24 protein-coding genes and 1 pseudogene are annotated in these 26,576 nt (G+C 69.8%); 5 read left to right on the top strand and 20 right to left on the bottom strand.

Translation table 11 applies throughout. From position 1 onward, the window contains the following. The first annotated feature begins 3 nt into the window (after window positions 1-3). Window positions 4-1,332 carry an alpha/beta hydrolase gene (locus tag AB0K35_RS23890; protein ID WP_363887676.1) on the top strand — a complete coding sequence of 443 codons (1,329 nt, stop codon included), beginning with the start codon at window positions 4-6 and terminating at the stop codon, window positions 1,330-1,332. A gap of 59 nt (window positions 1,333-1,391) precedes the next feature. On the opposite strand, the gene AB0K35_RS23885 is transcribed toward AB0K35_RS23890, so the two are convergent. Further along, a complete protein-coding gene (locus tag AB0K35_RS23885; protein ID WP_363887673.1) occupies window positions 1,392-2,612 on the bottom strand; it encodes an MFS transporter in 1,221 nt (406 codons plus the stop codon). Window positions 2,613-2,653: 41 nt separating this feature from the next. On the opposite strand from AB0K35_RS23885, the gene AB0K35_RS23880 reads away from it, so the two are divergent. Then, on the top strand, window positions 2,654-3,748 hold the full coding sequence (locus AB0K35_RS23880; protein ID WP_363887671.1) for an ROK family protein: 1,095 nt from the start codon (window positions 2,654-2,656) through the stop codon (window positions 3,746-3,748). Between the two features lie 19 nt (window positions 3,749-3,767). Here AB0K35_RS23880 and AB0K35_RS23875 read toward each other — a convergent pair whose 3' ends face one another. From AB0K35_RS23875 to AB0K35_RS23865, 3 genes are all read right to left on the bottom strand, one after another. After that, the gene (locus tag AB0K35_RS23875; protein WP_357366040.1) at window positions 3,768-4,151 is read right to left on the bottom strand and encodes a MerR family transcriptional regulator; all 384 of its coding nucleotides are present in this window, start codon (window positions 4,149-4,151) and stop codon (window positions 3,768-3,770) included. A 250-nt stretch (window positions 4,152-4,401) separates the two neighbouring features. Further along, window positions 4,402-4,854, bottom strand: coding sequence for a hypothetical protein (locus AB0K35_RS23870; protein ID WP_363887668.1), 453 nt, complete (start codon window positions 4,852-4,854; stop codon window positions 4,402-4,404). Window positions 4,855-4,911: 57 nt separating this feature from the next. After that, on the bottom strand, window positions 4,912-6,162 hold the full coding sequence (locus AB0K35_RS23865) for an Ig-like domain-containing protein (protein WP_363887665.1): 1,251 nt from the start codon (window positions 6,160-6,162) through the stop codon (window positions 4,912-4,914). Window positions 6,163-6,365: 203 nt separating this feature from the next. Between AB0K35_RS23865 and AB0K35_RS23860 the strand changes: the two genes are divergently transcribed. Beyond that, entirely contained in the window at window positions 6,366-6,899 is a 534-nt protein-coding gene (locus tag AB0K35_RS23860) for a hypothetical protein (RefSeq protein WP_363887662.1), read from the top strand. A 229-nt stretch (window positions 6,900-7,128) separates the two neighbouring features. Beyond that, on the top strand, window positions 7,129-8,265 hold the full coding sequence (locus AB0K35_RS23855) for a DUF1996 domain-containing protein (protein WP_363887659.1): 1,137 nt from the start codon (window positions 7,129-7,131) through the stop codon (window positions 8,263-8,265). A 205-nt stretch (window positions 8,266-8,470) separates the two neighbouring features. On the opposite strand, the gene AB0K35_RS23850 is transcribed toward AB0K35_RS23855, so the two are convergent. After that, window positions 8,471-8,749 (bottom strand): hypothetical protein, encoded by a 279-nt coding sequence (locus tag AB0K35_RS23850; RefSeq protein ID WP_363887656.1) that lies wholly within the window; start codon window positions 8,747-8,749, stop codon window positions 8,471-8,473. Window positions 8,750-9,260: 511 nt separating this feature from the next. After that, window positions 9,261-10,472, bottom strand: a complete 1,212-nt coding sequence (locus AB0K35_RS23845) for a helix-turn-helix transcriptional regulator (protein WP_363887653.1) — start codon at window positions 10,470-10,472, stop codon at window positions 9,261-9,263. Window positions 10,473-10,618: 146 nt separating this feature from the next. On the opposite strand from AB0K35_RS23845, the gene AB0K35_RS23840 reads away from it, so the two are divergent. After that, a complete protein-coding gene (locus AB0K35_RS23840) occupies window positions 10,619-11,113 on the top strand; it encodes an SMI1/KNR4 family protein (protein ID WP_363887650.1) in 495 nt (164 codons plus the stop codon). Window positions 11,114-11,301: 188 nt separating this feature from the next. Here AB0K35_RS23840 and AB0K35_RS23835 read toward each other — a convergent pair whose 3' ends face one another. The 14 genes and pseudogenes from AB0K35_RS23835 to AB0K35_RS23770 form a co-directional block, all read right to left on the bottom strand. Then, on the bottom strand, window positions 11,302-11,523 hold the full coding sequence (locus tag AB0K35_RS23835) for a hypothetical protein (RefSeq protein ID WP_363887647.1): 222 nt from the start codon (window positions 11,521-11,523) through the stop codon (window positions 11,302-11,304). Between the two features lie 153 nt (window positions 11,524-11,676). Continuing rightward, window positions 11,677-11,871 (bottom strand): hypothetical protein, encoded by a 195-nt coding sequence (locus tag AB0K35_RS23830; protein ID WP_363887859.1) that lies wholly within the window; start codon window positions 11,869-11,871, stop codon window positions 11,677-11,679. A 30-nt stretch (window positions 11,872-11,901) separates the two neighbouring features. Further along, window positions 11,902-12,168, bottom strand: a pseudogene (locus AB0K35_RS23825) (hypothetical protein); the annotation flags it as partial. Beyond that, complete coding sequence (locus tag AB0K35_RS23820; protein ID WP_363887644.1) at window positions 12,083-13,060, bottom strand: hypothetical protein; 978 nt, start codon at window positions 13,058-13,060, stop codon at window positions 12,083-12,085. The pseudogene AB0K35_RS23825 and the gene AB0K35_RS23820, both read right to left, overlap by 86 nt. Window positions 13,061-13,092: 32 nt before the next feature. Beyond that, a complete protein-coding gene (locus AB0K35_RS23815) occupies window positions 13,093-14,622 on the bottom strand; it encodes a plastocyanin/azurin family copper-binding protein (protein ID WP_363887642.1) in 1,530 nt (509 codons plus the stop codon). An 8-nt stretch (window positions 14,623-14,630) separates the two neighbouring features. Further along, on the bottom strand, window positions 14,631-18,569 hold the full coding sequence (locus AB0K35_RS23810) for a ThuA domain-containing protein (protein WP_363887639.1): 3,939 nt from the start codon (window positions 18,567-18,569) through the stop codon (window positions 14,631-14,633). 23 nt (window positions 18,570-18,592) lie between these two features. Next, window positions 18,593-19,597, bottom strand: coding sequence for a multicopper oxidase domain-containing protein (locus tag AB0K35_RS23805; protein WP_363887637.1), 1,005 nt, complete (start codon window positions 19,595-19,597; stop codon window positions 18,593-18,595). Between the two features lie 312 nt (window positions 19,598-19,909). Next, window positions 19,910-20,716 carry an amino acid ABC transporter ATP-binding protein gene (locus AB0K35_RS23800; protein ID WP_238668493.1) on the bottom strand — a complete coding sequence of 269 codons (807 nt, stop codon included), beginning with the start codon at window positions 20,714-20,716 and terminating at the stop codon, window positions 19,910-19,912. A gap of 5 nt (window positions 20,717-20,721) precedes the next feature. After that, entirely contained in the window at window positions 20,722-21,516 is a 795-nt protein-coding gene (locus tag AB0K35_RS23795) for an amino acid ABC transporter permease (RefSeq protein WP_238668494.1), read from the bottom strand. Window positions 21,517-21,593: 77 nt separating this feature from the next. Continuing rightward, entirely contained in the window at window positions 21,594-22,412 is an 819-nt protein-coding gene (locus AB0K35_RS23790) for a basic amino acid ABC transporter substrate-binding protein (protein WP_363887635.1), read from the bottom strand. Between the two features lie 176 nt (window positions 22,413-22,588). Then, window positions 22,589-23,266: a hypothetical protein gene (locus AB0K35_RS23785; RefSeq protein WP_363887632.1), complete on the bottom strand. Its 678-nt coding sequence runs from the start codon at window positions 23,264-23,266 to the stop codon at window positions 22,589-22,591. A gap of 86 nt (window positions 23,267-23,352) precedes the next feature. Then, on the bottom strand, window positions 23,353-24,264 hold the full coding sequence (locus AB0K35_RS23780) for a sulfotransferase (protein ID WP_363887630.1): 912 nt from the start codon (window positions 24,262-24,264) through the stop codon (window positions 23,353-23,355). A 3-nt stretch (window positions 24,265-24,267) separates the two neighbouring features. Continuing rightward, complete coding sequence (locus AB0K35_RS23775; RefSeq protein ID WP_238668498.1) at window positions 24,268-25,287, bottom strand: sulfotransferase; 1,020 nt, start codon at window positions 25,285-25,287, stop codon at window positions 24,268-24,270. Further along, complete coding sequence (locus AB0K35_RS23770) at window positions 25,284-26,567, bottom strand: glycosyltransferase family 4 protein (protein WP_238668499.1); 1,284 nt, start codon at window positions 26,565-26,567, stop codon at window positions 25,284-25,286. Before AB0K35_RS23770 ends, AB0K35_RS23775 begins: the two co-directional genes overlap by 4 nt. Window positions 26,568-26,576: the final 9 nt, after the last annotated feature.

Here is a 26,576-nt window from a genome sequence, read left to right as displayed (position 1 = left end):
TCGATGCACACATCTCGCCGGAGCCTGCTCTCCGTGGTGGCCGGGGTCGCCCTCGCGGCCAGCCTGTCCGCAGTCGCCGTTCCACGCGCCGCCGAAGCCGCCGCCACACCGACGTACCGTCCAGTGATCTTCGTGCACGGCAGCGCCGGATCTGCGGCGCAGTTCGAGACCCAGGCCAAACGGCTGGCCAGCAACGGGTACCCGATCGACATCGTCGAAGCCCACGAGTACGACTCACCGAACGTCGCGACGATCCTGCCCCAGGTGTACGCGGGACTCGACGCACGGATCTCCCGCCTGCTGGCAGCCACCGGCGCGGACCGGGTCGACCTCGTCGCGCACTCGCTGGGCACCTTCGTCTCGCAGGGCTATCTCAACAGCTCGCCGGAGCGTGCCGCCCGGGTCGCGCACTACGTCAACCTGGACGGGCGTCCCGCGACCTCCCCGCCCGGTGGTGTGCCCACGCTCGCCATCTGGGGCGAGGGTGACCCGGCCCGCGCCGTCGTCGGCGCGACAAACGTGCACCTGCCGGACCAGTCGCACACCCAGACCGTGTCGTCGGCGGAGTCGTTCACGGAGATCTTCGGCTTCCTCCGGGGCCGCGCGCCGCACACGACGCGGATCGTGCCGCAACTCTTCGGCACCGCCCGGGTCTCCGGCCGCGCCGTGCTCTTTCCGAGCAACGTCGGTGTCACCGGCGCGACCCTCGAGGTCTACCCGGTCAGCCCACTGACCGGCGGCCGACTGTCACACCGGCCCGCGCATCGGCTGTCGCTCGGCGTCGACGGCTCGTTCGGCCCCCTCCCGGTGCTCGCCACGGCACGCTACGAGTTCGCCATCGTGCGCCCGGGCGCCGCGACGCACCACTTCTACTTCCAGCCGTTCCTCCGCTCGGACTCGTTCCTGCGCCTGGCGACCAGCGAGCCGGGCGAGGGCCTCAGCGGTCTGGTCGAGACCAGCGACCGGCACACGGCGCTCACGATCCAACGGCAGAAGGAGTGGTGGGGCGACCAGGGCGACGCCGGCGACCACCTCTGGATCAACGGCAGGGACGTCCTGAACGCGGCGAACACACCACGCGCCAAGCGGACGATCGGCATCTTCGCCTTCGACGACGGCAGCGACGGCGTCACCGACCTGTCGGCCCCGCTGCCGGAGTTCTTCAGCCAGACCTTCATCACCGGCATGGACGTCTTCATCCCGGCGACGCCGGCACACCTCGGCCTGGTACGCATCACCGTGGGCCAACGCGGCGGCGGCCACGAGGTGATCAACGTGCCCAACTGGAGATCGAGCACCGACCGGGTGACGGTCAGCGTGGACGACTTCTGACCTCACCTCGCGGACGGCCCGGCCACCTCAGGTCGAGACGGTGGCCGGGCCCGCTCTCGTCAGACGGTCGCCGGGACCCGCTCGCACACTCGTCGCCCGACGGCGAAGCCGACCAGGCCCAGGATCAACCCGACGACCGCCAGAACGACACCCACCCGGGCCGGCGCGAGGTAGCCGAATCCGGCGGCGATGGCGACGCTGCCCAGCGCGGCGCCCAGGCTGTTCGCGATGTTCATGGCCGACTGGTTGACCGCCGCGCCCATCAGTTGCGCTCCCGGGGCGACGGTGATCAGAAGTGCCTGCAGGACCGGACCGAGATACAGGCTTGTCGCACCGACCAGGAACGCGCCCACGAACAGGCCCACGCTCGTCGACGCCACAAGGCTGAACACGGCGATGCTCGCGATCATCGCCACGAAACCGATGACCATGCTCCGCTGGAGGTCGCGGTCCGCCAGCCAGCCGCCCAGGGCGTTGCCGACGGTCATCCCCAGACCGACCGCGACCAACGTCCACGGCACCGTCGCGGCAGAGAGACCGGCGACGTCGGTGGTGACCGGTGCGATGTAGGTGTTCACAGCGAAGAAGCCGGCGAAGCCGACAGCGCCGGTCGCGGCGACCAGCCAGACCTGCGAGGTCCGCAGCGCCCGCAACTCGGCGGCCGGCGAGCCGTCGACCGCCGCGGCGACCTCCGGAACGACAGCCAGCACCGCCAGCAGGGTGAGCAGAAAGAAACCGGCGATGACCAGGTACGCCACCCGCCAGTCGACCGTCTGCCCGAGCCGCGTGATGAGGGGTACGCCGACCAGGTTGCTCACTGTCAGACCACCGAGCACTGTGGCGAAACCACGGGCCTCGTTACCGGGACCCATCAGGGTCGCCGCGAGCAGACCGGCCGCACCGAAGTACGCGCCGTGCGGCAGCGCCGCCACGAACCGGGCCACCAGCACCAGATCGAAGGTGGGGGCGAGCGCGGACGCGACAGTGCCGACGGCGAACATCACGAGCAGCCCGAGGACGAGCTTCTTGCGGGGCAGGCGCGCGCTCAACGCGGCGATCAGCGGCGCGCCGACTACCACACCGAGCGCGTACGCGGTGATCATCCAGCCCGCCTGGGCGACGGCGTCCGACGACGACCGCGCGTACTCGTGTGGGAGCAGACCGCGGGCGATGTCGGGCAGCAGCCCCATCGCCACGAACTCGGTCAAGCCGACCGCGACGCCGCCCAGTGCCAGAGCGGCAAGCGCCGCCAGCCGTCGACCTCTACTCAACTCGATCACCGAAAAAATTTAGCAACAGCGTTGCGTAATAGGGTGGTGAGATGACTCGCGTCACTGCCGACGTCACGTTCCTCCGCGACTACAACCAGGCTCTCGTGATGGCGGTGGGGCGCACGGCTCGCACGTTCGAGCGCTCGACAGTGGTCGAGGCCACCGGCCTGACACCACAGGCGGTCTCCAAGGTCATCGCCCGGCTGACCGCTGACGGCCTGATCCGTCCCGCCGGCCTCCGGCGTCCGGGCATCGGCAAGCCCGCTGTCGTCTACGAACTCGTCCCGGACAGCCGGTACGGGATCGGCGCCCACGTGGCCCGACGCACGCTGCGGCTCGTCCTGGTCGACCTGGCCGGCACCGTGCACCACTCGGCGGTCAGCCCGCTGCCCCGCGACTTCACCCCGGAGCAACTCCTCGACGCCCTGAGCGCCGGCATCGACGCGCTGGCCGGCATCGGCGACCTGCGGAGCAGGCTCACCGGGCTGGGAATCGGCATGATCGGCCCACTCGACCACGCCAACGGCCTGGTCCGGGACGCCCACGGCCTGCGGCACTGGCACGACGTACCGCTGCGCGAGATCGCCGAGAAACGCCTCTGCCTCCCCGTCCACCTCGACAAGGACGTCACAGCGGGGATCACGGCCGAGGCCTGGCGGCACGGCGCGACGTTCGGCGATGCCGCCCTCATCATGGTCGAGTCCGGCATCGGCGGTGGCTTCTGGCTGGGCGGCGCGGCCCACCGGGGGGCGCACACCAACGCGGGCGAGTTCGGCCACACTGTTGTCGACCTGACCGGGCCCCGCTGCGTCTGTGGCCGGCACGGATGCCTGGAGATCGTGCACCAGCACGCCGCCGAGGCCGGAGACGTCGCACACGCCGCCCGCGTGCTGGCCGTCGGCGTCGTCAACCTGCTCCAGACCCTCGACCTCGCCCACGTGGTGCTGGCGGGCGCGGACCTCCTCCGGCACCCGCAGACCTATCTCGCGGCGGTCACCGAGGCGGTGGGGGCGGACGCCCGGCGCGCGGACTGGCTGAGCACCAGGGTGGCCCTGTCCAGCCTCGGCGCGGACGTGATCGCCGCGGGTGCCGCCATGCAGGTCCTCGACCAGCACTACGGCATCCCGGAGCTGGCCCCGATCTGATCCCCGACCGGCCGCGTCGCTACGCCACCGGGGCGGCGGTGTCCGTTCGGGTGCAACCGCTGGCCGGGCTCTCGCTGAGCGCGATGACCTCGTCGAGCCGCTTGCGCGCCTGCCGGAGTTGAGTGATCTGCCGATCGATGCGGTCGCGTTCGGCGCGGAGCATGGCCCGCGACTGCGGTGTGTTGACCTTCGCGTCGACGCAGGGCAGCAGGTCCAGGATGGTTCGGCTGGACAGGCCGGCGGCGTACAGCATCTGGATCAGGTGCACCCGGTCGATCGCATCGTCGAGGTAGTGGCGCTGGCCGCCACCGCTTCGTGCGGCAGTCAGCAGGCCCTGCTCCTCGTAGTAGCGCAGGGCTCGTACCGACACCCCGGTTTCTGCGGCGAGTTCCCCGATCCGCATGGACCCCTCCCCCGGCCGGTGACGCCAGCCACACAGCCTTTCCCTCACGTGCACGTCAGGTTTTAGCGTAGCTCGCGTACCGCTCGTTCCCGAACCTGCCCGGAGGCAATCATGCGATCTCCGGTTCCACCGCTCCAGTCACCGGCACCAACCGCGGCATCGGCCGACACTTCGCCGGACAACTGGTGGAACGCGGAGAGCCTGACCAGCGGCATCCGACTGGAACCCGCTGCGGAGACGGCGCGGTGACTCAGCGGCAGACCCGCCACTCGCCGTCCTCCTTGACCAGCGCCAGCCCCTGGGTGAGCCTCGCACCGGTGGCCTCCTGGACCGCCTCGACGGTGGCGGTCGCGGTCAGCCGCCCGTTGAAGTTGTTGACGTTCACGTTGGTGATCTCGTAACTGCTGATCTTCAACTGGGCGGCCTGAACCCGGGCGAACTCCTCCTGCGTCATACCGTCGCGCACCCGGTCGCACAGCCGCCCGTACGCGCCCGGGTAGTTGCCGGCCTGCACGTCGTCGACGAACGCCGTCGCGGCCGCCCCGGCCGGCTCGACGGAGTCCTTGATCGAGCGGTAGAGCCAGAGGCCGACGCAGGTACCGATGACGCAGCACACCGCCAGTAGGACGCCGACGACGATCAGGACCGTACGAAGCGTCCGGTTGGGCCTCGGATCGGGAACCATCATCGGCTCGTACGTCATGGCCCGGAGGGTAGGGCTGCCGGGCAAGCGGCGGGAGCCCGCCGGGTGCCTGGTGGTTCACCCTCCGGAGGCGGACGGCCCCGGTGCCGGCACGCCACCGGCGACCGCACGCGCGGGCGGCGCCGGGGCCGGGGCCGGTCGCAGATCCGCGGGTACGGGCAGTGCGCTGCCCTTGACGAACTGGCCCCAACTGGTGTTCCAGGCCGTCCAGCCGTTGCCCGACTGGAGCCGGACCTCGGTGCCGGTGACGGTGACCAGGTCACCGACCTGGGTGACGCCCATCAACCAGTCGGCGTTGGCCGCCGAGATGTTCGTGCAGCCGTGCGAGACGTTGCGGTGTCCCTGATCCGACACCGACCAGGGTGCCCCGTGGATGAACTCGCCGCCCCAGGTGAGCCGTTGCGCGTCCTTGACGTTCACCACGTAGCCGCCATTCGGCTCGCCCCGCGTGTCGAACGTGGTGTTCTGGTGCTTCTCCATGATCACCATCTTGCCGCTGGACGTGGGCGTGCTGCGCTTGCCGAGGCTGACCGGGATCCTGCGGATCAGCTTGCCGTCGCGCAGCACGCGCATCTGCTTGGTGGCGTTGTCGACTTCGAGCGCCACCTGCCGTCCGATCCGGGACGTCGCGGTGCGGTCGGCGTCGCCGACCTGGTCCTCGCCGATCGGCAGGCCCTCCAGGCCGGCCCGGACACTGATGGTCGTGCCGGGCCGCCAGAAGTCGGGAGCCCGGTAGTAGACCTGGCTGCCGTCGTCCACCCAGGACCAGGCGCCCGGTTGGGCCGGCGTCGTGGTGACGAACAACCGACGCTGCACGTCGGCGCGGGCTGCCCTGGCGATGGGCGGATCGAAGCCGATGGTCACCGGCATGGCAGTGCCGTACGTCTGCTCGTCGGCGAAGTACAGGGTGCTGGTCACCTGCGGCTTCGTCGACGCGGCCGCGGTGGTGAAGGTGGTGGTGCGGGTGGTGGTGCGCCCGGAGTCGGCGGTGGCGGTCACCGCCGCGGTGTAGGTGCGCTGCGGCCGCAACGGAGCGGTCGGCACCCAGGCCGAGCCGTCCTCGCGCGGCTCCGCCCGGACCAGCGTGCCAGTGTCGTCGACGATGCGCACTGCGGTGATCTTTCCGCCCGTGACGAGCGGAACCACCTCGGCGCTGAGCGGCACGTTCCGGGAGAGATCGGCGGGCGTGAGGGTCAGTTCGGGCGATGGCACCACCCGCTCGGCGGGACGCACGGCGGCCTTCCGCTCGGTGGTGCACCCACCGAGGACCAGCGGTGTCGCCGCGACGGTCACCGCCACGAGCGCCATACGCCTTCGTAAACCCATCGAACGTCCCCCGGCTTCCGCGTGTTCCGTGGCGGCAATTCTCTCCGCGTCGACGGCGCGCTGCGCTGTTTCCGCAAATCACGCCGCGAAGGGGGGAACCCTTCGGCGCGACACGCGTCGGCGGCGCCTCCCTTTCGTGATCCTCGGGGCATCGAAGCGTGATGCTGTGATGGAAGGCTGCCGACATGGGCAGAAGACGACGTCCACTGATTCTGTTGGCGCTCCCCCTCCTCCTTACCGCCTGCACCCCGCCGGACGAGCCGCTGGTCGCCCTCGCCGTCCAGGACGGCCGGCCGGTCGGCGTACTGGTGACGTGCGACGACGATTTCGCGCAGCTCGGCGTGTTCGAAAACGACCACCAGGGTGAACCGGGCCAGCGACCACTGATCCAGTGGGACGTCAGCGGCCAACCCACGACCGAGGTCGTGGAAGTCACCCTGTTCGGTCAACCACCGGAGGGCTGGGAGGTCGACGAGCCGGTCGATTTCCCAGGGCCTGAACCAGGCGTGGAGGTGGACGTCCAGTTGCTCACCGAACTTCGCCCTGGAGTCACCTACACCCTCGACGGGTCAAGTCGCCGTAGGGCCATCTCGGTGGACTTCACCCTCGCGGACCTGCCGCGCATCGGCCCGGACCACGTCTTGGCGCCGCGTGGACATGACGATACGAAGGTCATCTCCCGGGACGCCTTCCTGCGCAAGGCACGCGACAAGTGCTGAGCGGGACGGCGGTCGAGGATCCGGCAGGAAAGCAGAGTGCCGCCGCAGCCGCCGATTACGGTTTTCGGAGAGAAATCAAAGAATTGAGATTGAGCCGATACCGCACCGGCTCCACAGAGCTGACCAGGCAATCGCTGAGCGCTATTTAAGGGAGAATTAATCGTTTCACCTGGAAACGAGCAGGGGGCCGACTCGTATTCTGCGTGCTCGGAAGAAAGGTGCGCCCCCGTTGATAAATCTCCGATCCACCCCTCGACACCGTCGTTCCGTCACCGCCCTGCTGCTGATGAGCGTGGCGCTCGCCGGCGGATGCAAGGAGGCGCCGGGCACGCCCGGCGCGTCCGGCCCGTCCAGCGACACCGGCATCGGCTCGTCCGTCCCGGATGCGCCGACGGCCACCGCCCCGGGCGACCCGTCGGCCACGCCGAGCGCCCCGGGCACCTCGGCCACGCCGTCCGCGCCAGGCAAGCCGGGAACACCGGCGACCACCGCCGCCCCGCCCACCGCATCCGGCGGCTGGATCACCATCGACGCCGCCGCGCAGGCCGCCGCGACGAAGGCGTTCTTCGCGCGCAAGCCCAAGCCGGTGACCGGCAACCCCGTCAAGGTGCCCGAATTCAACGTCGGCTGTACGACCAGCCACCACAACAGCGACGATCCGATCGTGCTGCCGAAGCTGGTGGGCGGCTCACACAACCACACGTTCTGGGGCAACAGGTCGACCGACGCCAACTCGACAGCCGAATCGCTGCGGGCGTCCAAGGCGACCACCTGCAACTCGCCGGACGACCAGTCCGCCTACTGGGTGCCGACGATGTACCAGAACGGCAAGGTCGTGGACCCGAAGGAGGTGACCGTCTACTACGGTTCCCGCCTGAAGGACCCGAGCCGGACCCAGCCCTTCCCGTTCGGCCTGCGAATGATCACCGGTAACGCCAAGAACCAGGTCGACACCCCGGACAAGCAGGGCAACCACTTCTGGTGCGCCGGCATTGGCGGCGAGATCGGCCGCAGCGCCGACAAGACGTTCCCGGTCTGCGCCAAGACCGCGAACATCGTCCGGCAGATCACCTTCCCGGACTGCTGGGACGGCAAGCACCTGGACAGCCCCGACCACAAGGCGCACATGGCCAACGGGGACCACACCGGGGCGTGCCCCAGGAGCCACCCGGTGCCCGTCCCGTCGGTGTCCTTCGTGATCTCGTACCCGTTGAGCGCGAACACCGACGGCATCACCCTGGCGTCCGGCACGTCGTTCTCGATGCACGCGGACTTCTTCAACGCGTGGAAGGACGAGGCGCTCGCCGCACGGGTGCGCAACTGCCTCGACCAGGGCGTGAAGTGCAACTCGGCCGGCAACTTCTGAGCTGACCCGGCCTGAATGCCGTCGCCGATCGGCGACAGAGGGCGGCGAGGTCTCCGGTGGACGGTTCAGCTACCAGGCCGAACCGGACGCCGGAGACCTCGCGTGACCACCTACTTGCGCAGCAGGCCGACCTTCCGACGCCGGCACCGCCACGCAAGTACGGGCCGGGCGGCGGCGACACGGGCCCGGCCAGGGCGTCCGCCGGCTAGGGCTTGGCTCGGGCGGACTGGCACGGTTGCTGCACTGCTGGATTCGGCAGCTCGGCGTCCCTGGTCCATCCGAGGAATCGGCGGTGCAGCACGCCGGCCGGTGTCCACTGCATGTCCTCAGTCGCCTGCACCAGGTAGGACCCGAGGTAGAGCGCCAGCGACACTGGAGCATCCGCGTACTCCGCGCGCAACTCACGCTTGCGGGTCGTGCAGGGCCAGGGCAGGCCGCAGCCACCGCAGCTCCAGATCGGCATGACCGGGCCGTGGACGGTCACCGCGCACCCGCCAGGAGGCAAGCGGTGCTCGTCGGCGTCCGCCGACCGGTCGCCCATTCGACCTGCCAGCAGGGGTACGACGTGAGCCGCGCCCACGTCGCGCGGCAGCCGCTACACCTGCCGTCCAGCCCTCGGACACGAACCGCGATCAACGCCTTCTGCTGCCGGCTACTCACTGCTCACCTTCCGGCGGCCAGTGGCCACGACTGATCGGAATCCGGTGCCGCGCGCGGCACGGCAGGTCGGCTCCACAGCGGCAGATACGTCTCCAGAACCGCCACGACCACACCGGCCGGTGCCTGCGGCCGAGAGTCAGCGCGGTGGCCGAGAGGTATTCGTCATACGAGACGCGCCGCACGGACTCTCCCTCGTTCGAACACGAGGACGACTTCCCGCCCTCGACGCTGAGGGGACGCGGCGACCAGGCGATACCCGCACCGCCCGCCGCATCCCGTGAGCAAGAAGCTACGGTGAGTCGCGGGGCAAAATGGGTACGGTTCCTACCCCTGAATCAGGAGAGCAGCCCGACCTTTATCGCGAGGTCTCGGGCGTCGTCACGCGTGGAACGGGGGCCGTCGAGCAGGTCCAAGGTGATCTGGCGGGCGTACCCGTTGAAGCGGATCGTCTCCGGTGCCGACTCGTACGCCTGCCGGAGGGTCATCACGGCAGCCTCCTTGTCGTCCTTGCCGTAGTGCGCCCGCGCGACCTCGATGAGATGGCGTGCCCGGCGCGGCCTCGACGGGATCGCCGCGGAATCATGGCGGCGCGCCTGTCGCACCGCCTCACCGGACTTCTGCAACTCCACCGCCACGGTCACCGCGTGAGCGCCCATGATGACCTGCGAGAACGACGTCTGCGGCTGATAGAAACCCGTTGGCAGGCGCTGCGCCACCCGATCCGCGCGATCCCAGTACCGCCAGGCCCTACCTTCCTCACCAGCACGGGCGGCGGTGTACGCGGCCTCGAAATTGAGCGCACCCCAGAGCGCCAACAGGTTCGTGTTCCCGTCGGCCGCACGCGACTCCAGCGCCAACATGAGGTCCACTGTCACCGCCATCGCGGTGTCCCAGTCACCGGCATCCCGATGCACCTGGCACAGGAACCATCCTGCGCACGCCAGCGCCTCCGGGTCGCCGGACTCCTGCGCCGCCACGACCGCACGGTCCGCGACCCGCCACAACACCTCGGCAGCGGGTTGGTAGGCAAGGAACATCTGCGTCAGCCCGAACGTCTCCGCCAACAGGGCCTGAGCCTGCCGACGCTCACCACCCTCGTACGCCAACGCGGCACGCTGCACGTCGCGCAGCAACCCCGGCAACAACCCGCCCAGCACCGTGCGGTGATCCGACGCCTGATGACGCGCACGCCAAGCCATCGCAAGCCGCTCCCTCAGGCTCGTCAACGACTCCGGGGAAGACTCGTCGACAACTGCGAAGCGGTTCACCGCGTCCCGGACCGACGCCAGCGCCGGATGCTCCGGCCCGTTGACCACAGCAGAGCGGGCGCTCAACTCCCCGACCAAGGCAGACACCTCGACCTTGAGAGCACGCGCAATGCGATCCAGCATGTGAATGCGCGGCGGCAGGATGCGATCGGTCTCCACTGCCTTGACCCACTCGGCGCTACGCCCGACCAACCCCCCGAGCACCGCACGGGTCTTCCCGGACCGCTCCCGGTAGACCTTCAACCGCTGCCCGAAAGTCAACTCCGGCAAGGATTCCACCCCGGACCTCCTCATAGCGCGGACGCACAGTCGGTGCCCAGGCCGCCGTGCCACCCAACGCTACCGGCCTGTCTGCCGCCCTATAACCCCTCACACGCCGCGCCCCAGCGCTTCAGGAACTGACGCCAACCGACTACCGTCGGCCCGTGCCCGATCCCGCGACTGTCTTTGACGGCTCCGGCCCGCTGGAGGACCCGCTAGTCGACGAGGTTCTGCGGGCGGTGGAAGCGCAGCTCGGGTACCAGCTGCCCACCGCGTACGTCGACCTGGCCCGTCGACACAACGGTGGCTCGTTCGCCGGTGATGCCCACCCTGCACCCAGCCGAACCTCCTGGGCTGAGGACCACGTTGGCGTTTACACGTTGGCGGCGATCGGTCAAACTGCACGGTTCAGCCTTTGTGGCGACCTCGGCAGCGCGTTCTGGGTAGCGGAATGGGGCTACCCCGACATCGGCATCTACATCGCCGACTGTCCGTCGGCGGGTCACGACATGATCGCCCTCGACTACCGTTCGCCCGGTGAGCCCGCCGTAGTGCACGTCGACCAGGAGTGGAACTACCAGATAACGGTCCTCGCCCCCGACTTCGAGACTTTCGTGACGGGCCTGGTCGACGAGTCCGAGTACGACGTCGAGGACTGATCGCCGGGCCCGCGACGGTCCAACGGAGCCGGTCAGACGTTGAAGCGGAACTAAGAGCCGCTACCCCGCTGCCAGCGGCGACACCGTCCGGCACCTGCCCACAGGGCATGTCGGGCTGTCATTGTTGTTCGCTGGTTGACAACGTTTCACGATGTCTTGTGCCCCCTGCGTGCCCCCAAGACTCCGCGCTACCACTTCCGACGCCATTCGAGGCGGCCATGATGCGCCACAGCCGGGACTTCCCCTCGCTGGACGTACAGCACCTCGTCCTCAACCCACCAGACGTCGCCGACGCAGAGGAAGACCGGCACCGCCAACGTCAGGGCAAGAAGGCAGCCGCCCGAACTGCCTGGCAGCCCTTCCAGCTCATCCACCAGCTCCATCCGGCCAGCGGTGACGGGCTCGGTCATCACGCCACCATTCTGCCGGTGCCCGTGTTGCCCGGACGACTCCTTGACCCCCAGGCAACCCACTCAGGCTGCTGACCAGGAACGAGCGGGACCCTGGCCTGCCCAGGCCATCCCCCACCGTCCATCGTTGTCCGCCCACGTCCGCCCTGATCGTCACTCAGGGGGAAGAACACCGTTCGCCGTATACCGCTCGCCGTCGTCGCCTTGGAGATTAGCCTGCAAGTCCTCGGCGAAATTTCCGAACTCGCGGTAGGGGTCGCCACCGAAGTGACCCTTAATGTCGATCGCACCCTCGAACCAGGTCAGCGAAACCGGGCCGATGGCTGCGAAGATGCGGTGCAGGCCCAACTCCCGGAGGCCGAAGTCGGTCAGCGGTCGTGCCGCGTCGGTCGCGTAGCCGTGGCCCCACTGCTCAGCGCGGATGGCGTATCCGAGCTTCGCGGCCTTCGCACCGTCGAAGCCGATCAGCTCATCCCCGGCAGGGTCACCGCTAGGTAGTACTCGTTGTGGGAGTGGCCGGTCACCCCGAGGGGTGACCGGCCACCGTCGCGTCGATCGGTCAGAGCCGGGCTGCGCCCGCCTCGGTGGCCTCCTGTACCGCCGAGGTACGGCGGACCTCGGCCCGCTGGTCGCCGGCCTCTTCACGGTCCGGAGCGGCCACCCGCGCCGCCCGGTTGGTGGTCGCCGCCGCCTGGTCACCGGTCACGCCACCGCGGATCCGGTTGTTGGCGGCCACCTGGGCGACCGGGTCGTTGCCGGTGACAGTCAACTGGCCGTTGATGATGTTGTCGTCCACCGTGACACCACCGGTGGTGCTGGTGATGCTGACGTCAGCACCCCAGTAGCCACCGGAGGCGCAGCTGTCGAGCCCGCCGTTCGGGCCGACCTGCACGCCGCCGAGGTTGCCGGCGAACGTGGCCTTGCCGCGCACCGCACTGCCGCACACGACACTGCCGGTGGCGCTGTTGAGCACCGACAGCGTGCCGTCGACGAACGAGTCGTGCAGGTCGGTGTAGTAGGTGCCGGTGCTGCTGAGGTTGCGCTGCACCTGGGTGCCCCCGTCGAGCCGGACCTCACCGGCACCGACAGTGACGTTCCCGGCGACGGTCGCCCCCTCGGCGAACAGGAAGCTGTCGATCGTCGCGCTGCCCTTCGGCCGCACTGTCACGGTGCCGGTCCGGGCGTCGGAGAGGAAGATCCCGTACCCCCCGGCCGCGAGCACCACCTGGCCGTCGACTGTCGTGTCGGTCGCGTCGAGGTACCCGTCGGCGGCGACGCGTACCTCACCGCTGACCCGGCCACCGGTCACCACCAGGTTGCCGCCGGCTGCGACGGTGACGTTGCCGGTGATCGTGGTGCCGGTGAGCGCGCAGGATTCGCCGGCGGGGACGAGCAGGTCGTTGGGCACTGTCACCGCGCCGCCGGTGCCGATGCAGTGGGTGACCAGGTCGGCGTGCGCGGTGGGTGCCACGGCCAGCACCGAGGCCGCGATGAAGGCGCTCACTGTGGCGAGCTTGGCGACGGTACGTCCGGGCATCGGGGTACTCCCTTTCGGTGAGGTTCGAGGACTCATGCGCCGACGTCCGATCGGGCCGCGGCCCGGACGATGGCGCCCTGCTGCCGCCGATCGAGCGTGCCGCCGGTCACGAGCGCGGCGGTGACCGCTTCGACGTGGCGGACGAACTCGGCGTGGCCGGGGTAGTCGGCGTGTTCGTCGATCAGATCGTTGATGGTGCAGCCGTCGCCGGTGTCCACGTTGGCCACACCGGTGTCGCCGCCGTCGATGATCACGGTGGCCCGGGTGTCCGAGTCGGGGCAGCGGTCGGTGTCGTCGACCACCACGGTGAACGACGTCGACTGCTCGGTGGAGGAGTTCCCCGCCGTGTCGGTCGCCCGGTACCGCACTGTGTGCGCGCCAGGTGCGCGGACGGCGACCGGAGCGGCGTACGCCGTCCAGCCCCCGGCGTCGAGCGCGTACTCGATCTTCGCCACGCCCGACTCGGCGTCGGTGGCCGTGACGGTGACCGTCGCGCCGCCCACGTACCCGCCGTCGTCGTTCCGGTCACCGGCCACCGTGGCGGCGACAGTGGGTGGAGTCGTGTCCTCGGCCTGCGGTTCGACCACTGTGAAGTGGGACATCTGCTCCGCCGACGTGTTCCCGGCGACGTCGGTGGCCCGGTAGTGCAGCATGTGCATCCCGGCCGTGTTCACCACGATCGGGTTCGCGTACGCGGTGAAGGCCGCCCCGTCCAACGAGTACTCGATGGTGGCGACACCGGATCCGCTGTCGGTGGCGGCCAACGTGGCGGTGGCCGTACCGATGTAGTTGCCGTCGCCGTCGCGGTCGCCGGCCAGCGCGGCCGTGACCACCGGCGCGGTGGTGTCCTCCTCCCCCGGCTCGACGATCCGGAACGCCACCGAACCGACGGCGCTGGTGTTGCCGGCCTGGTCGGTGGCGCGGAACTGCACCGCGTGGTCGCCGATCGCTGTCACCCGCACCGGCTCGGTGTACGGCAGGAAGCTGGTGTCGTCGACCTGGTACTCGACGGTCTGGACCCCGGAGTCGGCGTCGGTGGCCGTCACTGTCACAGTGGCCGCGCCGAGGTAGTTGCCGTCCTGGTCCTGGTCACCGGAGACCACGGCGGTCACTGTCGGCGCGGTGGTGTCGCCACCGCCACCGCCCTCGGTGACCACCAGCTCACCGACCATCGAGCTGTGGCCGGGAATCGAGCAGAAGTACCGGTACCGGCCCGGGGTCAGCGTCACTGTCGCCTGGTGGCGGCCGTCGTTGGCGTCGAACGGGCTGGCCAGGATGTTGAGTGTGACGTCGTGGTTGTAGCCCTCGGTGCTGGTGTCGAAGGTCAGGGTGTGCGGCATCCCGGTGGTGTTTCCGGTTGCTGCGCTGTTCTCCCAGATGATCGTGGTCGCTCCGGCCACCGCCGTGGTGGGCGCGGACTTGTATCGGGTGATGCTGTCGTCGGCGGTCCAGGTCAACACCTGGTCGGCGGCGACGCGCGGGGCGGCGGAGGCGGGCACTGCGGCCAACGGGATCACCGTGAGCAGGAGCGCCGTCAGCGCGGCCTTCAGTCGTCGGGTCATCGTCACTCCTAGAGTTCCCGCGCACGGATGTTGCGGAACTCGGCCAGGTCGTTGTCGCCGTGGTTCTGCAGGCCGATGAAGCCGCGCAGGAACTGACGCAGGTCGGTCGGCGGGTCGCCGGCTCGCGAGGACTGCTTGCCGGGTGTGTTGTCGAATTCGTTGATCACCACGCCGTTGCGGATCATCGTGTAGTGCTGCCCGACGGCGCGGATCTCGTAGTCGTTCCACTCGTTCTTCGGTGTCACGCCGGCCTGGGCCAGCGGCACCGGGTCGAAGTTGTAGACCGAGCCGGTCTTCTGCGGCTCACCGGTGTCACCGTCGTAGATCTGGATCTCGTGTCCGCAGTAGATCGCCATCCAGGCCGGCGAGGTCCGCGCGGACCCGACAGTGCCGCAGCTGTCCGGTGGCCGCTGGTCGAGGGGCGTTCGCAGGTCCGGGAACCGGATGAAGACTCCGGTGTTGGCCCGGCCGGTGCCCGGCGCGATGTCCCGGAACTGCAACTTCAGCGAGAAGTCGCCCAGCTCCTTGGTGTGCCAGAGCATGCCCAGGCCACCGCTGGAGCGCAGCGACCCGTCCGGCTGGATGCCGAACTGTCCCGACGGCGCCTGCTGCCAACCGCGCAGCGACTCGGCGGTGCCGTCGAAGAGCGGCTCGTACCCGGTGTGCCCGTCCCGGCCGATCTCCGACGCGGCGGCCAGCCGGGTGAGGGTGCCCGCTTCGCGGCTGCTGAGCAGGTCGTCGTCCTGCAACGCGCGGGCCACCGCGGTGACGTGCCGGACGAAACCGTTGTGGTCATCCCAGGTGCTCTCGTCGTCGATCAGGTCGTTGGCGGTGCAGCCCTGCCCGACAGTGCGACTGGGCACCCCGGTGTCGGTGTCGCCGAGCCACACCGTCGACCGGTCGTCGGGCACCGCGCAGCCCACCGTCACAGTGGTCTGCACCGTCGCGGTCTGACCGTCGGCGTAGGTGACGGTGAGCTTGGCGGTGTAGGTGCCGACAGTGGCGTACGTGTGCCGGGGGTCCGCCTCGGTCGACGTGGCGCCGTCGCCGAACTCCCAGCGGTGGCTGACGCCGCCGGAGCGGGATCCGGTGAAGGCGATGGTCAGCGGCTTGTTCTGCACGGCGACCGATGTCGCCGCCGGCGCCGGGGTGGGCGCCCCGCCGGTGTAGGTGATCCGGATCAGCTTCTGGTTCGCGTGCAGGCTGAAGAACCCGCCGCCGTAGTCGAGCAGGTAGAGCGCGCCGTCCGGGCCGAACTTCGCGTCCATCCAGCTCTGCAACCGGTTGTCGCCGTTGCCACCGGGGATGATGGCCCGCAGCGACTCGGCGTACACCGGTGGGGTGGCCTGCGGCACGCCGGCCGGGTCGACTGTGACAGCGACCCGGTTGGACGCGTTCGACTGGTCGCCGATGAACCACTTGCCGTCCCAGTGCTCCGGCCACGCCACGCCACTGGTGGTGTCGACGAGGCTGCGGTGGTAGGTCGGGCCGGACATGATGGCCTGCCCGCCGCCGCGCAGGTACGGCTGCGTGTAGGTGGCGTCGGCCGCCACGTAGGTGGGCAGGCCACTGCCGTCGGTCCGCTTCGGGAACACCGGGCCGCCGCCGTCCGGCGAATACCAGATCATGTTGTCCCGGGCCGCCGGGATGTCCTCCAGCCCGGTGTTACGCGGCGAGGTGTTCTTCAGGCTGTCGCAGTCGTACCAGCCGGTCAGCACTGTGGCGTCGGTGTTGCTGCGGTCGCGGTACGGCTGCCGGTTGCCCATGCAGTACGGCCAGCCCTGGTTACCGGCGGAGGTGATGATGGTGGCCGTCTCGTACTTCGCCGGGCCCAGGGTGGGGCTGGGCGACGAGGCGTCCGGGCCGACCCAACCGGCGGTCAGCCACTGGTGCACCGGGTCGATCTGGAGGCGGGCGATGTTGCGCACGCCCATCACGTAGATCTCCGGCCGGGTCTTCTCGGTGCCCGGGGGGAACAGGTTGCCCTCCGGGATGGTGTACGTCCCGTCGGCCTCCGGATGGATCCGGATGATCTTGCCGGCGAGGTCGTTGGTGTTACCCGACGTGCGGCGGGCGTCCTGGAACGAGATCCCCTGGTACTCCTGGGTCCAGTTGTTGCCGGCGTAGCCCTGCGACCCCTCCGAGGAGTTGTTGTCGCCGGAGCCGACGTAGAGGTTGCCCTTGGCGTCGAACGCCATGCCGCCACCGGCGTGGCAGCAGCTGTGGATCTGCACCGGGAACTGCAACAGGTCCTTGCGGGTGGCCTGGTCGATGGTCTGCGCCTGCCGGTCGTAGGTGAACCGCGAGACGGTCCGCTGACCGACCCGCTTCACCCGATCGACGGAGTCGTGCGGCATCCAGTAGACGTAGAGCCAGCCGTTCTCGGCGAACTTCGGGTCGGGCACGATGCCGAGGAGACCCTCCTCGTTCTTGACCAACTCGGAGCCGCTGCCCCGGTTGCCCATCACCTCCAGGGTGGTGAGCAGCTTGACCTCCTTGGTACGCGGGTCCCAGGAGTGGATCGTGCCGCAGCCCAGGCCGACCTTCGGGTCGTTCCAGTCAGCGATCGGGCCGCTCGGGCAGGCCGCCTTGCCGACGTAGAAGACAGTGCCGTCCGGCGCGATGGTGAGCCCGTGCGGCTCGCCCATCTGGTCCAGTTGCCCGGTCTGGTTCGCGGCAGTGAGTCGCTCCACCTTGTAGTTCGACGCGATGGTGGCCTGGCAGTCGCCGCGTACCCGACCGGTGGTCCAGTTGAGAGCGCCAGCGAGGTGCGTGCGGAACGCCTCCTCGCCGTAGCTGCCCTCGGTGTGGCCCATGCCGGTGTAGAACGACCGGCCGCCGTCGTAGTCCCGGCACCAGGACACCGGGTGGAAGGCGCCGTTGGCGGCCGCCCCCGGGTTGTAGTGCCGCTCCTCGACCTGGGCGAGGGTGTGCACGGTGCCGATCGGGTTCGGGTCCCAGTTCTCCCAGCGGTCGGACCGGGTGAGGGTCAGCGGCAGCGACGCGGTGGCCGGGTGCTTGCGGTCCAGGATGTTCACCACCGCGCGGTTCACAGCGGGCGGCTCCGGGGTGGTGGTGCTGCCGGTGAACAGACGCAGGTCGGCGAGTTGGACCAGCGGTTCACCGCTGTTCGCTGTGACGTTCAGCCGGTAGCGCGTGAACTCCTGCGGCGCGGCGATGTCGAACCGCCGGGTCTGGTACCGGTCCGGGAAGGTCTGCCCGGTGCGGCGGTCCAGGTCGGTCCAGCTCTGACCGTCGGTGGAGCCCTGCAGTGTCCAGTCCTTCGGGTCCCGACCGGAGGAGTCGTTGGCCGACGTGAGCGCGTACCCGGTGATCTTCTTCGGTGCGCTCAACTCGTACGCCACCCAGGCGGTCGGGGTGCGGACCAGCCACTTCGTGTTGGCGTCGCCGTCGGTCAGCTTCTCCTTCGTCTCGTTGGGCGGGTTCTCGCCGCTGGCGGTCACCCGGGTCACCGGCTCGGCGACCGGGATGGCGCCGGCTGGGCGGGTGCCGATCAGCCCGGTGAACCAGGTGGAGTCGACCTGGGCTCGGGCGGCGTCGGCGATGCCGACGAAACCGCCGCCGGCCTTGACGTAGTTCTGGAGCGCCGACTCCTGGTCGCGGTTCAGCGCGGCGCCCGTCGCGGAGAGAAAGACAACGCTGCGGTACGCGGACAGCCCGGCCGCCGTGAAGACGCCCGGGTCCGTGGTGGCCGTGACATCGATGTCATGAACGGCACCAAGCTGTTTGATGGTGTCGACCGCGCGAGAAACCGGGTCCTGTTGCTCGGCCACCGGGCCGTGGAACACCAGGACCGCTGTCTGCTGCGGCTGCGCCGCCTGCGGGGCGGCCGCCGTTCGTGGTGCGGCAGCGGCGGCCGTCGTCGCCGGGAGCAGTGTCGCCAAGGCCGCTACCGCGGCGAGGGTTCGTCGTAGTTTTCTGGTCATGCCCGTCCCCACTTTCGGTTCGGTCAGCTTCCGTGCGTGTGGGTGTGGCCCTGGAACCGGTGGATCGCCTCCTCGGCGCCCGGCGGCATGCTGCCGTCGGCGTTGCGCACCAGGAAGATCCCGGCCATGCCGCCGTCGGAGTGCGTCTGCACGTGGCAGTGGTACATCCACGCGCCCGGTCCGACGCCCTCCCCGGCCAGCACCTGGAAACCGAACGAGCTGCCGGGATTGAGGTCCTTGTTGTCGACCACCAGGCTCGGGTCGCTCGGCCCCTCCAACATCCCGGTGCGGTTGTCCGCCCAGCGGTGCGCGTGCAGGTGGAAGGTGTGGAACAGGTTGCCGTGGCCGATGGCGATCCACTCGACGCGCTCGCCCAGGTTCGCCTCGAACATCGGGGTCGCCGGGGCCATCTTGTTGTTGATCATCATGTCGTGGAACACCGCGGTGAACTGCTTCGACGGCAGGATGTCGCCACGTCGCCTGACGATCAGCGCCCCGTACAGTCCCTTCGCGACACCGCCGGTGCCGTGGTCGGTGCCCATCGCGTGATCGTGGTAGTGCCAGTAGCCGGCGCTGCCCGGCATGTACCGTCGGCCCGCCGCCGCCACCATCTCGTGCGAGCGCCAGACGTACGTCCGCGTCTCGCCCGGGTTGTTGAACGAGGCGTTGAACGGGCTGCCGTCGGATTCGGTGCTGTAGTCCACCCCGTGCGGGTGGATGGAGAGCCGCTGGGTGGTGGTGTTGACCAGGGTGATCTCCAGGGTGTCACCCTCGTACATCTCCAGGATCGGGCCCGGAACGGTGGCCTGGCCGGGTGCCAGGCCGTACCCGAACAGGTTGCCGGGCAACTGCTCGGCGTAGATGGTGATCTTCTTGGTGACACCGGCGGCGGCCCGGGCGGGGCTGCCGCCGAACGCGGTGCCGATGGTTGGGGCGGACGCGCCCAACGCCCCGGCGGCGAGCGCGCCGGTGGCGATCAGCGATCTGCGGGACAGGTGGCGGTGAGGACCACCAGCGTGATCGTCCATGGGTCTCCGTTCCCAACCGGGCGAAGACGCGACGAGGGCAGGGTGCATCGACCCGAGCACGGGGGCGGTGGCACGACTGAGGGTGAGGCTCGTCGCGATCTTTGCTCGGAAGACTCAAAGCTTTCTATGGATGACAGCAACTTATGTAATCCATCGATGAAAGTACAGCTCTGATTGCAAAAAGATTACCTTGACATCACGACGTCCGTTGATTGACATAGAGCTGACACACAAGCAGACGCCGGGCTGCCGTCAATGCGGCAGCCCGGCGGGCAGACGTGCGGAAGCTGTGGTCAGAGATCGTGGCCGTGGTCAGCCGGCCGACTGCGGGCCCGTCCGGTCGGGCCCACCGAGCTGCGCGACATGGGTCGGGTCGAGGACCCGGGAGAGGAACGCGCGGGTCCGTTCGTGCTTCGGCGCGCCCAGCACCTCCTGCGGCGGCCCCTGCTCGACCACCACGCCACCGTCCATGAAGACGACCCGGTCGGCAACATCGCGGGCGAACGCCATCTCGTGGGTGACCACCATCATCGTCATGCCGTCCTCGGCCAGCTTGCGCATGACGGTGAGCACGTCGCCGACGAGTTCCGGGTCGAGCGCGGAGGTCGGCTCGTCGAAGAGCATCAGCTTCGGCTCCATCGACAACGACCGGGCGATCGCCGCCCGCTGCTGCTGCCCGCCGGAGAGCTGCGCCGGGAAGGCGTCGGCCTTGTCGGTCAGCCCGACGCGCTCCAGGTTGTCCCGGGCGACCCTCTCGGCCTCGACCCGACCTCGCCGGAGCACCCGGCGCTGGGCGATGGTGAGGTTGTTCAGAACGGTCAGGTGCGGAAACAGGTTGAACGACTGGAACACCATGCCGATGCCGCGGCGGACCGCGTCGATCTCGACGTCCGGGTCGGTCATCTCGACCCCGTTCACCCAGATCTTGCCGGCGGTCGGCTCCTCCAGCAGGTCGACGCAGCGCAGCAGTGTCGACTTGCCGGAGCCGGACGGCCCGATGACGCAGACCACCTCGCCCTGGCCGACCTCGAAGTCGATGCCCTTGAGCACCTTGAGCGGTCCGAAGGACTTGTGCAGGTCGCGGATCTCCACGGCGGGGCGGGAGGAGACGGTCGTCATCGGGGTCACCGAGCCTTGGCGTAGCGGAGTTCGAGGCGTCGTACCACCTGCGACAGCGGCAGGGTGATCACCAGGTAGGCGAGGCCGGCCACCAGCAGCGGGGTCGCGTTCACCCGGTCGTTGAGCATGTCCCGACCGAACTTGGTGATCTCGATCGTCTGTGCCGTCACCCCGAGCACGTAGGCCAGCGACGAGTCCTTCGTGAGCAGGATCAGCTCGTTCGTCAGCGGCGGGATCACGATCCGGAACGCCTGCGGGATGACGATCGTGCGCATGGCCGTGAAGTGCGACATGCCGAGGGTTCGCGCCGCCTCCATCTGCCCCTTCGGCACGGCCTGGATGCCGGCCCGGATCGTCTCCGCCATGTACGCGGCGGCGGTCAACCCGAGGCCGATCGCGATCGAACCGAACACCCCGCCCGGAATCTCGCGCTCCGGGAAGGCGATCGGGATGCCGTACCCGACGAGGAAGAGCACCAGCAGCGCGGGCAGACCCCGGAACAGCTCGATGTACGCCGTCGCCACCCAGCGGTACGGCGCCACCCGGGACAGGCGCATCAGCGCCAGGACGGTGCCGAACACGAGGCCGAAGGCGAACGCGCCGAGCGTGTAGAGGATGGTGTTGCGCAGCGCGACGGTGATGATCGTCGGGAACATCGACTTGATGATGTCGACGCGGAAGAACGCGTCGGCCAGCCGGTCCCAGTCCGCGGCGACGAGCACCGTGGCGATGATGGCGATGAAGACCAGGTACTGGAGCCCGAGGGACAGCCGCTCCCGCTGGCGGCGTCGCAGCTTCACGTTCGCTCGTTGCCTTCCCGGAGGTTACCGACGTCGGAGGGCGCGCGGGACGCGCGCCCTCCGGTACTGCGCGGCGCTCAGACGCTCGGCCGCTTACCGATCCACTTCTCGTAGATCGTGTTGTACGTGCCGTCCTGCTTGGCCTTGGCCAACACCTCGTTGATCTTCTTGAGCAACTCCGGGTTGGTGTCCTTCTTCACGGGGAAGCCGTACTGCTCACCGGTGTCGAACTCGGCGGCGACCTCGAACCCGCCCGGGTTCTTCTTCAGGTACTCGGTCCAGACCGGCAGGTCGTTGATGGCGGCCTCGACCTGGCCGTTGGAGACGGCCTGCTGGAGGGCGGCGAGGTCCTCGAACTCGACGAGCTTCAGGCCCTTCTCCGCCTCGAACTTCTTCGCGTAGTCACGACCCGTGGTGGCCGCCTGGACGCCGAGCTTCCTGCCCTTGAGGTCGTCGAGCGACTTGTACGTCTTGCCGCTCTTCACCAACATCGCCTGGGTGGCGTCGAAGTAGGGGTCCGAGAAGTCGACCACCTTCCGCCGCTCCTCGGTGATGGTCATGCCGGCGGCGGCCGCGTCGCACTTGCCGGTGTTGAGGTCCTGGCCCGACTTGATCCCCTCGAACGGGGTGTCGATGATCGTCTGCTCGACGCCGAGCTCCTTGGCGACCAGGTCCATGATCTCGACGTCGAAGCCGGTCACCGTGCCGCTGGCGTCCTTGGACTGGAACGGCGGGTACGGCAGGTGGGTGCAGACCGTCAGCTTGCCCGCCGCCACCAGCTTGACGCCGCTCGCCTGGACCTCACTGTCGTCCTTCTTCGCACAACCCGCGGTCAACGCGAGGGCGGTGACGGCCACGACGAGGCCGGCCTGACGGACGGCGCTTGGGAACCTCACGGCTGTGTCCCTCCGATTCGGCTTCCATTGCACAGAAAGCCAATCTGGTTCATAGACTTTGCGATAAGCGACCGTACCCGATCCGTCGCATCGCCCCCAGATCACATCGTGACCGCTCGGCCGCCCCGTCCCGGCCGCCTCCGCCGGCAAACCCGACACTTGCCCCGCAACGTGCCTCAGCCACCGGTTCCCTCGGCCGCCCCGTCCGGGGTGAGGGCCCCCTCGTGGGGGTCTGTGTCCAGGAACACATGCTGGTGGCCCTTGCCGGAGTCGACGCTGATCTGGTCGAGCTGGGTAGCCGCGACCGACCAGATCGTCGCGGCCTCGGCCGCCTGCCGCGCGCTGACGTCCAGCGCTGCCGCACGTTGCGCCGCCGGAACGCCGGCCGCCAGCGCGTAGGCGTCGACGGCCAGCGACGCCTGCTGGACCGCTCCGCGCAACCCTCCGCGCGCCACGTTGGTGGCGGTGGCCCCCGACGGCGGGTCGGCGAACGGCTCGGCCGCCTGGCGCATGACCTCCTGCCACTGGCGCGCCTTCGCCGGATCCGGCGCACGTCCGCCGGTCGTCTCCGTCTTGATGCCCGCCAGGACCGGGGCGACCTGGTCGCGGACCCGTCGAGCCGTATCGATCAGCTCCACGATCTGCTGGGCGTCCCGCTTCGCCTCGTCCTGTTTGATGCTCGCGATGGTCGCCTCGGTGGCGTCCGGACGGCCCACCTGGTAGCCGATCAACCCACCGAGGAGCGCGGTGACCAGTGCGACCACGCCCGCGACGGCCGCGAAGCGCACTGTGCGCTGGCGGCGCACGTCGGCCTTGTCCAACTGGTAGGAGGGTCGGCCGGTGCGGCGCGCCATCGCATCTCCTCACATCGATGGTGTGGGGCCAAAGATTAGCCGCCCCCGTGTCGTCCGTCGATAGCGAGGGCTTTGACACACGCCCGCTAGACGGGGTAGCCCCACTCGGCCAACGACTTCTCCAGCACCCGTTCGATCGCGGCGAGCTGCGCCGGGCTGAGTTCGTCCCGGTACGCCTCCGCCCGGCCCAGTGTGAAGTCGTACCGGGAGAAGCCCTTCTCGAAGGCGCTCGACCAGCTCAGGCCGAGGAAGTCGAGCATCCGGCCGACCTGCTCGCGCGGCTGCTCGACCAGGTCCTCGTAGCGCACGTCCAGCCACTGGTCGGCCGGGTGCCGCAGCCGGGCCTGCGCGAAGGCGTCCATCAGCATCTTCCAGCCCAGCGCGGCGAGCACCTGGAAGGAGCGACCGGACTCGACCCACTCCTCCCGCAGGTCGGACGGGAGCGGGCCATAGATCCAGTTGTCCGGCCCGCGCCAGCCATCCCACCAGCCCATCTGGAGCCACGAATTGGCCACCGCCCGGCCGTCGCGCACCACGTTGACCACCCGCAGCTCCGGGTACGCGGCGTGCAGCAGGCCGGTCCGCGGCCACCCGGTGACGTGCTGCACCAACTGCTGACAGCGCTGCCGTGCGATCCGCTCGTCGAAGAAGGCCCGCAGCCGCCGGGCCACGAACGGGGTCAGGTCCTCGGCGACCAGGTCCCGACACGGTCGGGAGAAGCCGGCCAGCACCTGCCGGTCGAGCAGGTGGTACGCCTCCGACGGCGCCACCCGGAGCCGGCCCCGTTCCAGCAACCGTCGACTGTGCCGCAGCGAGGTCATCCCCGCCGGGCGGGGCGTCGAACGCCGGTAGAGCGCGCTGTTGAACCTGCCCTTGGGGTTGAGTCGGGCCAGTTTGTCGTCCAGACCGGAGACGAAGCCGACAGCGGGATGCCGGGAGAGCAACTCCTGGACCAGTGTCGAACCGCAGCGACCGGTGCCCACCACCAGTGAGAGCATCGTTCAGCCTTCCTGCCGGGTGGCGGGTGACGAGGAGACGGCCGGGTCCGCGGCGAGGCGGGCGGCGGGAGAGGTGGCCGCCGGGCGGCGCAGCGGGTAGCCGAACCGGGACAGGGCCACAGCGGTCAGCCCGGTCACCACAACGTAGGCGCGGGTGGGCAGCCCGGTCAGCCACTCGGTGTCGGCGACCACGTCGACCAGCCCGGTGCGGTGCCGCGACGGATTGCCGGCCACCGAGTGGGTGGGGGCGAGCCGTACCGTGGCCGGTGTCGGAAACGGAAGCTCGTCGGGGGTCGCGCCGACGAACCCGGCGATCCGGGCGGTGGCGCCAGCCGGGTCGGTGACGAAGTCCTCGTACCGCACCCGCAGGTAGCGGCCCGACGCGCGACGGCGGTCGCCCCACAGTCGTACTGTCGCGGTGTTCCAGACCAGCCAGAGCAGCGCGGCCTTGCCGACGGGTGGCCGGCTCATCAGCTCATCGTCGGCGCGCCCGTCCAGCGGGCGTCGGCGACGCCAGGAGTACGCGGTGGCGCGCGGGTCGCGCACCACGTGCAGGACGTACAGGTCGATGCCGGGCAGGCTGCCGAGCAGGGCACCGTACGGCGGCAGCTTGGACGAGTCGACGATGACACCGTCCGACCGACCGGCCAGGGCGTGCTCGGCGATCGAGGCGTAGAGCCGGGCCAGTTGCGTGTCGTCGGGGTGGCCCGCGACCGGCGGCTGCCCCCGACGCTGGCGGCGCAGCAGTGCGGGCAGTCCGCGCAGCCGCAGCCGCTGGGCCAACCGGACGGCGATCCCGGCCGGGTCGGCGTCGGTCAGGTCGGCGCGCACCCGCGCCCAGAGCGGGCAGTCGGCGACCGGGGCACCGCAGCCGCAGGGTCGGTTTTCCAGGATGCCGCGCCGCCACAGGTACCGCAGCTCGCCCGCCGCGAAGAAGCCCGGCAACTGTCCCAGGACCGTGGTGACCAGCGTGCTGCCACTGCGACCGCTGCCGGCGAGGTAGAGCACCCGTACCGGGCTCACCGGGCCGCTCCCCCACCGGCGGCCGTCCGGCCGGCCCGCCGCCGCGGCGGCAACGCCTCCGCGGCCTCCGCGTACAGCCCACGGATCCGGTCCAGGTGCCGGTCCGGGCCGAACTGGGCGGCGATCTTCGCCCGGCCGGCCCGGCCCATCCGGTACGCCCGCTCGGGGTCGGCCAGGAGGTCGTTCAGCGCGTCGCCGAGGGCCGTCGGCGCATCGGCGGCGACAATGCGACCATCCACCTCGGGCCGGACCAGCTCGGGAAGCCCGCCCAGGTCGGTGGCGACCACCGGCACGCCGCAGGCGAACGCCTCCAGCACCGCCATCGGTTGGTTTTCGTGCCACCGGGACGGCACGGCGACCACAGCCGCCGACCGGATCAGCTCGTGCAGGCGCGGCTTGTCGAGACGGCCGTGGAACCGGACCCGGCCGGGCACCCGCCGTGCGGCGAGCGCCTCCAACTCCGGGCGGGCCGGACCGTCTCCGGCGATGTCCACCATTGCCCCGTCCGGCAGCGCGGCGGCCGCCTCGATCAGCACGTCGACACCCTTCTCCGGAGCCAGCCGCCCGGCGAAGACGACACCGCCGCCGGGCGTCTGCTTGGCCGCGACACCGGTCAGGTCGACGAAGTGGTTGACCACCCGCAACCGGTCCGGGTAGACGCCCGCGCGGCGCATCACGTCGGCCAGGAACTCGCTCGGGCTCACGAAGAGCTGCACCGGGTCGTACGCGTCGAACTGCCTGTGCAACCAGGACTCGACGGCGAGCAGGCCACTGCGCGACAGCGACCCGTCCTTGCAACGGCGCCGGGCCGCCTGCAACGGGCCACCCGTGACGCACGCCTGGCAGGGGCGGCCCCGGTCCAACAGTTGGTAGCTCGGGCAGGCGAGCTTGTAGTCGTGCAGGGTCAGCAGGCACGGCACACCGGCGGCGCGGGCCGCGGCGAGCACCGACGGGGAGAGCTGGTGGTAGATGTTGTGCAGGTGCAGCACGTCCGGCCGGAAATCGTCGATCACCCGGGCCAGCCCGCGGCGGCTCGTCGGTGACCACAGCATCCGGCCGACGGCCACCGCGCGGGGCCGCACCCCGCTCGGCGCCGGCTCCAACTCCACTTCGGACGGAAACCGCGCGGCGTACGGCAGCGGCGACTCGTTCTCCGGGTGGCTCATGCCGAAGTAGGCGACAGTGTCGCCGGCAACCCGTTGCAGGTCGGCGAGATCGAGCAGATACCCCTCCGCGCCGCCACGGCGGTAGAGGAACTTGTTCACATGCAGCACGCGCATCGACTCGCC

This window comes from Micromonospora sp. NPDC053740 (genome assembly GCF_040677775.1).
Classification (GTDB): Bacteria; Actinomycetota; Actinomycetes; order Mycobacteriales; family Micromonosporaceae; genus Micromonospora; species Micromonospora alfalfae.
This window is presented reverse-complemented; position numbering and strand designations above follow the sequence as displayed.

Bases quoted from the DNA above. Each gene is read 5' to 3' on its own strand.
- AB0K35_RS23865 (WP_363887665.1), bottom strand. From the start codon at position 6,162: ATGGCGCTCGTGGCGGTGACCGTCGCGGCGACACCGCTGGTCCTCGGT.
- AB0K35_RS23820 (WP_363887644.1), bottom strand. From the start codon at position 13,060: ATGCCCGGACGTACCGTCGCCAAGCTCGCCACAGTGAGCGCCTTCATC.
- AB0K35_RS23815 (WP_363887642.1), bottom strand. From the start codon at position 14,622: ATGACCCGACGACTGAAGGCCGCGCTGACGGCGCTCCTGCTCACGGTG.
- AB0K35_RS23805 (WP_363887637.1), bottom strand. From the start codon at position 19,597: ATGGACGATCACGCTGGTGGTCCTCACCGCCACCTGTCCCGCAGATCG.
- AB0K35_RS23880 (WP_363887671.1), top strand. From the start codon at position 2,654: ATGACTCGCGTCACTGCCGACGTCACGTTCCTCCGCGACTACAACCAG.
- AB0K35_RS23770 (WP_238668499.1), bottom strand. From the start codon at position 26,567: ATGCGCGTGCTGCATGTGAACAAGTTCCTCTACCGCCGTGGCGGCGCG.
- AB0K35_RS23780 (WP_363887630.1), bottom strand. From the start codon at position 24,264: ATGCTCTCACTGGTGGTGGGCACCGGTCGCTGCGGTTCGACACTGGTC.
- AB0K35_RS23800 (WP_238668493.1), bottom strand. From the start codon at position 20,716: ATGACGACCGTCTCCTCCCGCCCCGCCGTGGAGATCCGCGACCTGCAC.
- AB0K35_RS23810 (WP_363887639.1), bottom strand. From the start codon at position 18,569: ATGACCAGAAAACTACGACGAACCCTCGCCGCGGTAGCGGCCTTGGCG.
- AB0K35_RS23890 (WP_363887676.1), top strand. From the start codon at position 4: ATGCACACATCTCGCCGGAGCCTGCTCTCCGTGGTGGCCGGGGTCGCC.
- AB0K35_RS23785 (WP_363887632.1), bottom strand. From the start codon at position 23,266: ATGGCGCGCCGCACCGGCCGACCCTCCTACCAGTTGGACAAGGCCGAC.
- AB0K35_RS23835 (WP_363887647.1), bottom strand. From the start codon at position 11,523: ATGACCGAGCCCGTCACCGCTGGCCGGATGGAGCTGGTGGATGAGCTG.
- AB0K35_RS23860 (WP_363887662.1), top strand. From the start codon at position 6,366: ATGGGCAGAAGACGACGTCCACTGATTCTGTTGGCGCTCCCCCTCCTC.
- AB0K35_RS23875 (WP_357366040.1), bottom strand. From the start codon at position 4,151: ATGCGGATCGGGGAACTCGCCGCAGAAACCGGGGTGTCGGTACGAGCC.
- AB0K35_RS23870 (WP_363887668.1), bottom strand. From the start codon at position 4,854: ATGACGTACGAGCCGATGATGGTTCCCGATCCGAGGCCCAACCGGACG.